The organism is Staphylococcus sp. HMSC069D12, from assembly GCF_001810405.1.
Lineage (GTDB): Bacteria > Bacillota > Bacilli > Staphylococcales > Staphylococcaceae > Staphylococcus > Staphylococcus haemolyticus.
In genome coordinates this window covers 67,643-78,510 of the sequence record NZ_KV801089.1, presented here as the reverse complement: position 1 = coordinate 78,510, position 10,868 = coordinate 67,643, and the positions used below count along the sequence as shown (strand labels likewise).

Sequence of the window (10,868 nt, the reverse complement as noted above, 5' to 3'; positions counted from 1 at the left end):
ACATATTGTCATTCAGTTTTCAATGTTCATTTAAAGCAATTACATTTATTAATTATATCAATAATCTTTGTATCATGTCAAGAATTTTTTAAATTTTATTTTATTGAAAAATTCTTCTGTTCAAAACTTAATTGATTATTTCAACAAATAATATCTTATATTGTCTTTCAAAGTTTTTCAATGGTCAAAATTACACTTTCTTAACATTAATTTAATGAAATTAATTTCTGAAACAAGAAAGTTTACATTCGTTTTTGACGACTCTTACATAATAGCAAGTTTGCAAAGGAACGTCAATCATTTTTGTAACATAATAATGGCTAAATTTTCACCTCTAATGTATTGTTTTGAATTAAGAGTATAATTTACACAATTTTTAGCATTATTTTGTTGATGGATTTATTATAATTACTAGTGTATATGATTTTCGTGATTAATAAATCATTTAAGGTGTGTCTATTTTTCATTTATAGCTAGTTTAATAAAAAAAGCAATGGTTTAGTACCATTGCTTCTATTACTTCTATTCTTCTTTATCTTTGCATTCTTTACAAATACCATATATTTCCATACGGTGATGTGTTACGTCGAACTCTGTGATGTGCTGTGCGAGTTGTTCAACTTCATCAAGTTGAGGATAATGAAAGTCTACAATCTTGCCACATTTCTCACAGATAACGTGATAATGATTATGAGTATTAAAATCAAATCGACTTGATGCATCTCCATATGTTAACTCTTTAACTATGCCAATACTTTTAAACACTCTTAAATTATTATATATAGTCGCAACACTAATATTTGGAAAATCAGGTGAAAGTGCTTGATAAATTTCATCCGCAGTTGGATGTGAATGAGATGCAATGAGATAACGAATGATGGCTTGACGTTGTGGTGTAATTCTTACACCAGCTCTTCTTAGGGCTGCAATTGACTCTTCTAACTCATGATCAATAGACTCTAATTCTGCACTCATATGATTCACCACTTTCTACTTAATAATAATTATTACTTGATATTAATATAACTGTTTCCAAAGTGTGATGTCAATAAGTACGAACGATTTCCGTTAATAACCTTTATATAAATCGACTCTATTCTCAATTACATCATTTTTATTGAGAAAATCATCCAAATTCCTCTCAAATAGTTTTGTAGCATCACTTTTTATATTTTTGTCATTTCCTGTTATATGTGCTGTAATCGTCACATTATCTAATTTATATAATTCATTATTTTCATCTAATGGTTCATTTTCAAATACATCTAAATATGCATGGCGAATTAAGTTATGGCTTAAAACTTTAATGAGTATTTTTTCCTCAACAATTGTTCCTCTACCTACATTAATAAATAAACATTTTTCATTCATAATTTTGAAATGTCTCTCTGACAATAAATGATATGTTTCTTGAGTTTCAGGTAATGTATTAATAATAATATCAGCTTTATTTAAATGTGATTCTAAATCTTCTATTGTATAAATATTATCGAAACCATCTTTATGATGACCGGATTTACTTATACCGATTATTTCCAATTCAAACGGTTTGAGTAATTTGACGGTTTGTTGAGCTAACGATCCTGTTCCTAGTATTAATACTTTTTCATCGCTCAATCGTTTACCAGTTAGTTTAGAATCATACACTTTATTTACTTGATTAACATATGATGTGCGCATTTTCTTATAGTCATCAAGTATGAAGGATAAAACAAATTCTGAAACTTGTTTAGCCTGTATTCCCCTAGTATTAGTTAAAATAATATTTTTTTCTTTAATAACTTCTAATGGTAGATTATTAACACCAGTAGCATACCAGGAGATCCATTTTAAGTTTGGACAAGCATTAATAAAGTTCTTATCAACGCCACTATCATAGCCAATCAATATCTCTAATTCATTTTTAAGTTCTGTCGGTATATCTATTGCATTCTTGAAAAAGTAAAATTCTAAATCCGGGTAGTTGTTTATAAGTGAAGCTTCTATTTCTCCTAATCGCTTTAAACTAACTATTTTCATTGATTTCACCCCAAAATTTGATTTAGTTCTTCAATTTGTGTTTTTACTTTAACCTTTTCAATGACATCGATGATAACGCCATCCTCATCAATAATAAATGTTGTGCGAACAATACCCATTGATTCTTTACCAAATGATTTTTTCAATTGATAGACACCTATTGCTTTAGATAATTGAAAATCCTCATCAACTAATAAATCAAAATTAAGATTATGTTTTGCAATAAAATTTTGATGTTTTTTCTTAGTATCACCACTGACTCCATATATTTGAACATTCAAGTCATTAAATTGTTCTAAGTTGTCTCTAAAGTCACATGCTTCTGTTGTACAAGTTGGAGTATTATCACGTGGATAAAAATAAATAATTGTTTTACTTCCTTTTATTGTCTCATTAGTAATCCATTCACCATTCTGATTTTCTAATTTAAATTCTGGAAATTTTTGACCTTTTTTGAGCATCATATCACCTATTTCTTAATTATATTAATTATATGATACGATAGTAAGGAAGAATATTAAACTAAGAGAGGTTGAAATAAGATGAAATTCACTGAGAGTGAACGTCTACAACAATTGTCAAATGAATATATTTTGGGTGGCGTTAATTCACCATCACGCTCTTATAAAGCGGTTGGTGGAGGTGCTCCTGTTGTAATGCGCGAAGGACACGGCGCATACTTGTATGATGTTGATGGCAATAAATTTATTGATTATTTACAAGCATATGGTCCTATTATCACAGGTCATGCTCATCCTCATATAACTAAAGCTATTCAAGATCAAGCAGCTAAAGGTGTACTTTATGGCACGCCAACAGAATTAGAAATTGAATTTAGTAAAAAATTACGAGAAGCTATTCCGTCACTTGAAAAAATAAGATTCGTAAACTCTGGAACTGAAGCAGTTATGACAACGATTCGTGTTGCTAGAGCTTATACAAAGAGAAATAAAATTATTAAATTTGCAGGTTCCTATCACGGTCATTCTGATTTAGTATTAGTAGCTGCTGGTAGTGGTCCATCACAATTAGGATCTCCTGACTCTGCAGGTGTTCCAGAAAGTGTCGCTAAAGAAGTAATTACAGTACCGTTTAATGATATTGAATCATATAAAGAAGCTATGAAACATTGGGGAAACGAAGTAGCTGCTGTGCTAGTTGAGCCAATTGTTGGTAATTTTGGTATGGTTGAACCACAACCAGGTTTCTTGGAAAAAGTTAATGAAATTACTCACGATTATGGTGCATTGGTGATTTATGATGAAGTTATTACTGCATTCCGCTTCCACTATGGTGCAGCCCAAGATCTATTAAATGTATATCCAGACTTAACTGCATTCGGAAAAATAATTGGGGGTGGACTTCCAATTGGTGGCTATGGTGGTCGACAAGATATCATGGAACACGTTGCCCCATTAGGTCCGGCTTACCAAGCTGGAACGATGGCAGGTAATCCACTTTCTATGAGAGCAGGTATCGCATTACTAGAAGTACTAGAACAAAAAGGTGTTTATGAAAGATTAGATCAATTAGGAAAACGACTTGAAGATGGTCTATTAGAGCTAATTGATAAATATAATATTACAGCAACTATTAATAGAGTATATGGCTCTTTAACACTTTACTTCACAGATGAAAAAATCACACATTATGAGCAAGTTGAGAATTCAGATGGAGAAGCATTTGCTAAGTTCTTTAAATTAATGTTGAACCAAGGTATTAATTTAGCTCCATCAAAATTTGAAGCATGGTTCTTAACTACAGAGCATACTGAAGAAGACATTGATGAGACACTTAAAGCTGCTGATTATGCGTTTAGTCAAATGAAATAGCAAATTTTTAACCTACAATAAAGGAGCGTGAATTATAACGTTGCCTTTATTGTAGGTTTTTATTAATCAAAACAAAAACTTGTATCTATTCAGTCTTCAAGTGTATACTAGTTTAAAATATTATTATAAAAATATATTTAAAGGAGCGTTATAGTTGAGGCTAGGAGCTCGTATACTAAAGACTGGTATTGCAATTATTCTTGCTTTGTTTATAGCGTCTTTCTTACCTGATAATGTCGGTTTAAAATCTGTAGCAGGAATTAGTGCGATTGTTGCTATGCAACCTAATATCTACCGTTCTATTAAAACTATTTCAGAACAAGCTACAGGTAATGTCATTGGTGCTTTATTAGCAGTCATAATGGTAACAATATTTGGAAAAAATATCGTTATTATGGGTGTTACTGTCATTTTATTAATTGCTATATTATATAAATTAAATTTAGCTCACGTTGCTACATTAGCTGGCGTAACAGCGCTTATTATAATGGGACAACATACTGGGTCATTCTATGTCACTGCAGCATTTAGATTTATACTAGTAATGATTGGTGTTGTCAGCGCTTCTGTAGTTAACTTAATATTTTTACCACCCAAATTTGAAACTAAGATATATCACAACTCAGTGAATATTGCTTCTGACATTTTCATTTGGTTTAAACTCGTATTAAATGACGCATCTGACTATCATCAGATAAAAGAAGATGGAGAACAAATAGAATCACGTATATCAAAACTTGAACAGATTTTTAATTACTATAATGAAGAAAAAGCATTAACTAGAAAGGCTGCCTTCCAACAAAATAGAAAGAAAATTTTATTTAAAGAAGTTGTAGGCACTACAAGACAAGCTTATGAAGTACTAAATCGTATGGCTAGATATCAGAATGATCTTCACAATCTAAATTACAATTTAATTTTCCAGATAAAATTAGAATTAGATTCATTAACAGCCTACCACGAACAAATTTTAAAAAGCTTGTCGAAAAAAGCTCGTTACAATGTGGAACATTTTGATAATCAAATCATGAATCCTCAAAAGAAAGACCTAATGGATGCTTTTCAACAACAGTTAATTCAAAACCCTTATCAAGTAGAATATTCATATTCAAATATCATGCAAATTATTGCTACAATAGAAGAATATCGTTATTATTTAGAACATTTAGATCGATTAAGATTAAGTTTCTTCACTTATCACCGCAATGACACTGATATAGATATTGCTGATGAGGATTTTGATTTATAACAAGAAAATGGGGTTACGAAGCTTGTAAAATTTTCTTTATGAAATTCTCTTTGTTGACCCCCGACCACTCCGACAAGGTTGACTAGAATTAAAATAGATTGTTACAAGTGCATTTTAACCAGTCAACTACTGCATATATATTTGAAGCCTGAGGCATTGAATTATGCCACAGGCTCATTTTTTACTATAAATTTTGTATGCTATATAAATGCTCATAAGCACCTTGTTTTTCAATCAACTCTTTGTGCGTTCCTGTTTCTACTATTTCACCATTTTGCATTACAATTATTTTATCTGCATGTGTAATTGTTGATAGTCTATGTGCAACAATGAGTGTAGTTCTGTCTTTACTTAATACATCTAATGCTTCCTGTATAATTGCTTCACTTTCTAAATCTAATGCTGATGTGGCTTCATCTAAAATTAAAATTGGTGGATTATTTAAAAAGATTCTTGCAATTGAAAGACGTTGTTTTTGACCACCAGATAATTTAACGCCTCGCTCCCCTACTTCAGTATCATAGCCATCATGAAGATTCATTATAAATTCATGCGCATTTGCCATTTTAGCTGCTTCAATAACTTCTTCCTCAGTAGCATCTGGGCGACCTAGTAAGATATTTTCTCTCACTGTATCTGAGAAAAGAATATTATCTTGTTGGACTAGACCAATTTGATTTCTTAAACTACCAGTAAGAAAGTCTTTAACATTATGATCATCTATTATTATTTCACCTTCAGATACATCATAGAAGCGAGGTATCAAGTTAATTAAGGTTGACTTACCACCACCACTCATACCTACAAAAGCTACTGTTTCACCTTTATTAATATTAAGATTTATACCTTTTAGTATAGTCGATTCATCTTCATTGTATTTAAAACTTACATTCTTCAACTCAATATGCCCTTGTTTAATTTCAATAGGTTGAGCGCCAATACCATTTTTTATATCGTAATCTTCATCCATCAATTGGAATACCCTATCCATTGATGCAAAACTTTGAGTTAGTGTCGTAAAAGAAGAAACCAATCTTCTCAGTGGTCCGAATAATTGTTCCAAGTATCCTACAAATGCAGCAAGTGTACCAACAGTGATTGAACCATTAATGGCTAAATAGGCACCGAAGCCAATAACGATAATTGGTCCTAAATCTGTCACAGTATTAATTGCTGCAAATGAGTAGGCATTCCATGACGTATGTTGAAATGCTCGATTTAAAAAATGTTGGTTTTTATGATCAAAGTTTTTAGCTTCATTATCTTCTATCGCAAAACTTTTAATGACAGACATACCTTGTACACGTTCATGTAAAAATCCCTGTACTTCAGCTAAAGCTTGCGAACGTTTACGAGTCAATTTTCTTAAACGACCGAAGAAGAAATACACTGTCAAAATATAGAATGGAAAGATGAATATAGCTGCGAAAGCTAACTTAACATCTAGGAAAAACATGATGGATAGTGCAATGACAATTGTTATACAATCTAACCATATGTTCATTAAACCGGTTAAAATAAAATCTTTAGTTTGTTCTACATCATTTATCACTCTTGAAATAACTTGCCCTACCTGATTGTTCGCATAAAATCTAGCACTTAAAGCTTGCAAATGATTATATAATTGTTTTCGAATATCATATAAAATCTTGTTACTCGTCCATTGTGCAAGATATTGACGTAAGTATTCGATTGGTGGTCTCACAATTAAGAATATAAATAAAGCTATGCCGATAGCTACACTTAAATGTTGAAATTTTTCATTCGTAGAAAGTGCACTATTATTAATAACGCCATCAATTGCATATTTGATAAGTAAAGGAATTAACATAGGAATGCCGAATTTTATAATCCCGATAATTATCGTCGCTATTATACGATATTTGTAAGGTTTAACAAATTCTAAATAGCGTCGTATCATACTAGTCCCCCCTATAATTTTCAATTCAATTTTTTAGAAAATTAATAGAGGTTGAAACTTTCAATTGCAAGCATCTCCTTTTGCAACTTTAAAGTAAATTCAACCTCTGCTTATTATTACTCAAGTACTATAAAACATATATGTAGCAATTACATCTTTTATGCTTAGTAATTTCGAATTTTTTTGTAACGCTCTTTCCAAACTTTTATAAAATCAGGGGCGAACGGACCTTTCTTTTGTTCTATCCACTGCTGTAAAATATCTACATTACGGCGTAAAATAACATCGATATCGTGTGGATAATTCATCTGATTCATGTGTTGTTCATACTCATCTTCATCTAGCAGATGATATTTACCATTAGGATAAACTTTAATGTCTAAATCATAATCAATATATTTCAAAGCTTCTTCATCACAAACGAATGGTGATGAAAGATTACAATAGTAATAAATGCCATCTTCTCTAAACATACAAATAACGTTAAACCAGAATTCTGAGTGAAAATAAACGATTGCCGGTTCTCGAGTAATCCACGTGCGACCATCACTTTCAGTAACTAAAGTATGATCATTTCCACCGATAATAACATGATCTGTTCCTTTTAAAATCGTCGTTTCAGACCATACTCGATGAATATTACCATCGTGTTTGTAACTTTGAATTTTTATATTTTCGCCTTCTTTAGGTATGGATTCTTTTACCATACTCCACACCACCCTTTTAGTAATTTTCGCACTTTAGATTATATCATAATTTTAATTAAGTCTTTAAAGATGCGTTACTATTTTTAATATAGCCTCCAAAAATCAACTATAAATTTATGTTTTCAACCATTTATATATTTATATATTTTATCCATTGATACAGGTAATGTATATTCATCACGGCGATTTAAATTCATCCACTCAAGTTTATAGTCTTCCATCATTTTTTTAGAAAGAGATACTGTCTCAATTACACTATATACTTTAATATCCCAAGTCATATGAGTGAATTGATGTTTAAGTTTAAATACTATTTCCTCAGCTATCGATAGTGACGTTCCTAATTTATTCTCTAATTGTTCCAATGCATTTGGTGCTTCAAACATAGGAAATTGCCACATACCATTTAACAATCGCTCTTGTCGTTGCTCAATTAAATATTCCCCTTTTGCATTTCTAACTAAAAATACATGTTGCTGAATCGTTTTCTTCTTTATGTTTTTAGTTTTTACTGGTAAATTTAACACAGTCCCTTCTTTGAAAGCACTGCAATTGTCTTGAACAGGACAGAATAAGCACAACGGATTCTTAGGTGTGCAAACTAATGCGCCTAATTCCATCATTGCTTGATTGAAAGTACCAGAATGATGATAAACATAGGGCTGTAATTCTTTTTCATATGCCTTTCGTGTTGATTGCAATTTAATATCTCTTTGATCATTATTTAATCTAGACCATACTCGAAAGACATTACCATCAACGGTTGCTAAAGGTTTATTAAATGCTATACTCAATACAGCTGCTTGTGTATATGGACCAACGCCTTTAAGTTTTCCAAATTGATCTGGTGTTGAAGGAACGACGCCATTGTATTCAGATGCCACTTCTTTTACAGCAGTATGAAAGTTACGTGCACGGCTATAATAACCTAAACCTTCCCAATATTTAAGCACTTCATCTTCATTTGCCTGACTTAAGTCTTCTATGGTTGGAAAACGGCTAATAAACTTATGATAGTAGTCAATAACGGTTTTAACTTGTGTTTGTTGAAGCATAACCTCACTCAACCAAATATAATATGGATTAGAAGTCTCACGCCACGGCATTTCTCTTTGATTTTCATTAAACCACTGTATTAAATTCTTTTTAAATGTAGATTCATTTAACATACTTACATCCTTTCCAATCTAATTATTTATTTCATCTAATCAGTTTATAGCAAACTAATATTATTTTAATAAGTTTCTTAATTTCGTTATTTCAATTTTTAGATTATAATATATATTAAATTAACATGAAAAGAGTGAACGTTATGGATACAGCCACGCATATAGCAATAGGTGTTGGATTAACTGCTCTAGCTAGTCAAGATCCAGCTATGGCAAATACTATGGCAGCTACTGCTACAACCTTAATTGCCGGATCGTTAATTCCAGATGGTGACACCGTTTTAAAATTGAAAAATAACGCCACATATATTTCACACCATCGTGGTATCACTCATTCTATACCATTTACAATTTTGTGGCCTATACTGATCACATTTATTATTTATGTTTTATTCCAAGGAGTAGATACAACGCATATATGGTTATGGGCACAGTTAGCAGTATTTTTACATGTGTTTGTTGATATATTTAATTCTTATGGTACTCAAGCTTTGCGTCCACTCACAAACAAGTGGATTCAATTAAGTGTTATTAATACATTCGATCCAATCATATTTATTATACTTTGTGTAGGGATTGTCGTTTGGTTATTCGGTGTACATCCATTCATAGTATTCTTTCCAATTATTGGTATATTCATCATTTATTATATTATTCGTTTCAAAATGCAGAGTATCATTAAAAAGCAAGCATTAAGCCAGATAAAAGCACAACATAATCCTGTTAAAATATTTGTGGCACCTACGATGAAATTCATGGAATGGCGCGTTGCTATTCAAACAGAAGAACATGATTATGTTGGAAGAGCATTTGGTCGATATGTTGTCTTTAGTGATAAAGTTAAACGACAGAAATTTTCTCCAGATACTCTACTCTGGCAGATTAAAAGTAATAAAGACATTAGAACATTTCTAAACTTCTCATCAATTTATCGATGGCAAACTCGTAAGCTGGATGACGACACTACAGAAGTTCGTCTAATAGATTTACGCTATTTAAATAAAGGGCACTATAGTTTTGCAGCAATAGCACATGTCGATAATGATAACAATATAGATCACTCATATATAGGATGGGTTTTCACTGAAGAAAAATTACAAAAAAAATTATATTCTAATTAAATTTTAAAAAGAGTGAACCAGAACCATAAACGACACTATGATTCTGATTCACTCTTTTATTTATTTTTTGTCGCAATTATATTAGAGGAGTATTTATATTTTGAATGTGCTACATATCTCATAAGCATAAAATTAATTGCTCCAATCGTTACTATTATTAAAATGAAATAGATATGATATGAAATATTATACATATTCACTACGCCATAAATCGTAGAAGTCGCTAATCCATCAATTAAATAAAACAGAGGATTTAACTTTAACAATTGAATCATTAAATTCTCATTTGCAGAAGGAATAAAAATAATAGGTACTATAAAAAAGTTTATAACTACAGCTAACCAGAATATCATAGTCATATTTTTATATATAATATCTAACAATCCTAAAGTAACAGATATGAATATTATAAATAGAATCATCATTATATAAAATACAATAAATGCAATGAAAGATGCATCGAAATTCACTGGTTTAAACAATAAAGTAATAATTGATAATATACAACAAATAGAACTTCCGATAAGTGTGTTCGCAACTGTAATTATCAAAGGTGTTGATTGGAACGACTTAGTTATTAAATAATCTTGACTATACTCTTTAAAAGATTTAAAAATTGTCGCAAACATTGTAGCAAATGTAATCATAGCAAAAATTCTATATAGCCACCTAGCTTTACTAAGATCTTCAATCTCAATAAACGACAGTATAATTAGTGCTATTAATACTAAGACAAGTTCAACAATTAAGAGAATTGCAAACCATTTCCAAGTATCTATTATACGATGCTTAGTAAACTTTATTAGTGATGGGAAAAGTTTTATATATAATAAAATGTTATCTATCATTT

The 10,868-nt window shown here is 30.8% G+C and carries 10 protein-coding genes; 3 read left to right on the top strand and 7 right to left on the bottom strand.

Annotation, left to right across the window (positions count from 1 at the left end; all coding sequences use genetic code 11):
• Positions 1–522: 522 nt before the first annotated feature.
• The 3 genes from perR to bcp all read right to left on the bottom strand — a co-directional run bounded on the left by perR (position 523) and on the right by bcp (position 2,480).
• Complete coding sequence (gene perR, locus HMPREF2737_RS01050) at positions 523–975, bottom strand: peroxide-responsive transcriptional repressor PerR (protein WP_011275403.1); 453 nt, start codon at positions 973–975, stop codon at positions 523–525.
• 93 nt (positions 976–1,068) lie between these two features.
• Complete coding sequence (locus HMPREF2737_RS01045) at positions 1,069–2,019, bottom strand: NAD(P)-dependent oxidoreductase (RefSeq protein WP_037551107.1); 951 nt, start codon at positions 2,017–2,019, stop codon at positions 1,069–1,071.
• 5 nt (positions 2,020–2,024) lie between these two features.
• On the bottom strand, positions 2,025–2,480 hold the full coding sequence (gene bcp, locus HMPREF2737_RS01040) for a thioredoxin-dependent thiol peroxidase (RefSeq protein ID WP_037551109.1): 456 nt from the start codon (positions 2,478–2,480) through the stop codon (positions 2,025–2,027).
• Positions 2,481–2,561: 81 nt separating this feature from the next.
• On the opposite strand from bcp, the gene HMPREF2737_RS01035 reads away from it, so the two are divergent.
• Together HMPREF2737_RS01035 and HMPREF2737_RS01030 are read left to right on the top strand one after the other, a co-directional pair.
• Complete coding sequence (locus HMPREF2737_RS01035) at positions 2,562–3,851, top strand: glutamate-1-semialdehyde 2,1-aminomutase (protein WP_037551111.1); 1,290 nt, start codon at positions 2,562–2,564, stop codon at positions 3,849–3,851.
• Between the two features lie 154 nt (positions 3,852–4,005).
• Positions 4,006–5,100, top strand: coding sequence for an FUSC family protein (locus HMPREF2737_RS01030; protein ID WP_011275398.1), 1,095 nt, complete (start codon positions 4,006–4,008; stop codon positions 5,098–5,100).
• Between the two features lie 184 nt (positions 5,101–5,284).
• On the opposite strand, the gene HMPREF2737_RS01025 is transcribed toward HMPREF2737_RS01030, so the two are convergent.
• The 3 genes from HMPREF2737_RS01025 to mutY all read right to left on the bottom strand — a co-directional run bounded on the left by HMPREF2737_RS01025 (position 5,285) and on the right by mutY (position 8,897).
• Positions 5,285–7,021, bottom strand: coding sequence for an ABC transporter ATP-binding protein (locus HMPREF2737_RS01025; RefSeq protein ID WP_037551114.1), 1,737 nt, complete (start codon positions 7,019–7,021; stop codon positions 5,285–5,287).
• 164 nt (positions 7,022–7,185) lie between these two features.
• Complete coding sequence (locus HMPREF2737_RS01020; protein ID WP_011275396.1) at positions 7,186–7,728, bottom strand: nucleoside tri-diphosphate phosphatase; 543 nt, start codon at positions 7,726–7,728, stop codon at positions 7,186–7,188.
• Positions 7,729–7,850: 122 nt separating this feature from the next.
• A complete protein-coding gene (gene mutY, locus HMPREF2737_RS01015; RefSeq protein ID WP_037551116.1) occupies positions 7,851–8,897 on the bottom strand; it encodes an A/G-specific adenine glycosylase in 1,047 nt (348 codons plus the stop codon).
• A gap of 143 nt (positions 8,898–9,040) precedes the next feature.
• Between mutY and HMPREF2737_RS01010 the strand changes: the two genes are divergently transcribed.
• Positions 9,041–10,018 (top strand): metal-dependent hydrolase, encoded by a 978-nt coding sequence (locus HMPREF2737_RS01010; RefSeq protein WP_037551119.1) that lies wholly within the window; start codon positions 9,041–9,043, stop codon positions 10,016–10,018.
• 56 nt (positions 10,019–10,074) lie between these two features.
• Here HMPREF2737_RS01010 and HMPREF2737_RS01005 read toward each other — a convergent pair whose 3' ends face one another.
• The gene (locus HMPREF2737_RS01005) at positions 10,075–10,866 is read right to left on the bottom strand and encodes a hypothetical protein (protein ID WP_037551120.1); all 792 of its coding nucleotides are present in this window, start codon (positions 10,864–10,866) and stop codon (positions 10,075–10,077) included.
• Positions 10,867–10,868 lie beyond the last annotated feature (2 nt).

Coding starts and splice junctions, on each gene's coding strand:
- perR (WP_011275403.1), bottom strand. CDS start 975: ATGAGTGCAGAATTAGAGTCTATTGATCATGAGTTAGAAGAGTCAATT.
- HMPREF2737_RS01045 (WP_037551107.1), bottom strand. CDS start 2,019: ATGAAAATAGTTAGTTTAAAGCGATTAGGAGAAATAGAAGCTTCACTT.
- bcp (WP_037551109.1), bottom strand. CDS start 2,480: ATGCTCAAAAAAGGTCAAAAATTTCCAGAATTTAAATTAGAAAATCAG.
- HMPREF2737_RS01035 (WP_037551111.1), top strand. CDS start 2,562: ATGAAATTCACTGAGAGTGAACGTCTACAACAATTGTCAAATGAATAT.
- HMPREF2737_RS01025 (WP_037551114.1), bottom strand. CDS start 7,021: ATGATACGACGCTATTTAGAATTTGTTAAACCTTACAAATATCGTATA.
- HMPREF2737_RS01020 (WP_011275396.1), bottom strand. CDS start 7,728: ATGGTAAAAGAATCCATACCTAAAGAAGGCGAAAATATAAAAATTCAA.
- mutY (WP_037551116.1), bottom strand. CDS start 8,897: ATGTTAAATGAATCTACATTTAAAAAGAATTTAATACAGTGGTTTAAT.
- HMPREF2737_RS01010 (WP_037551119.1), top strand. CDS start 9,041: ATGGATACAGCCACGCATATAGCAATAGGTGTTGGATTAACTGCTCTA.
- HMPREF2737_RS01005 (WP_037551120.1), bottom strand. CDS start 10,866: ATGATAGATAACATTTTATTATATATAAAACTTTTCCCATCACTAATA.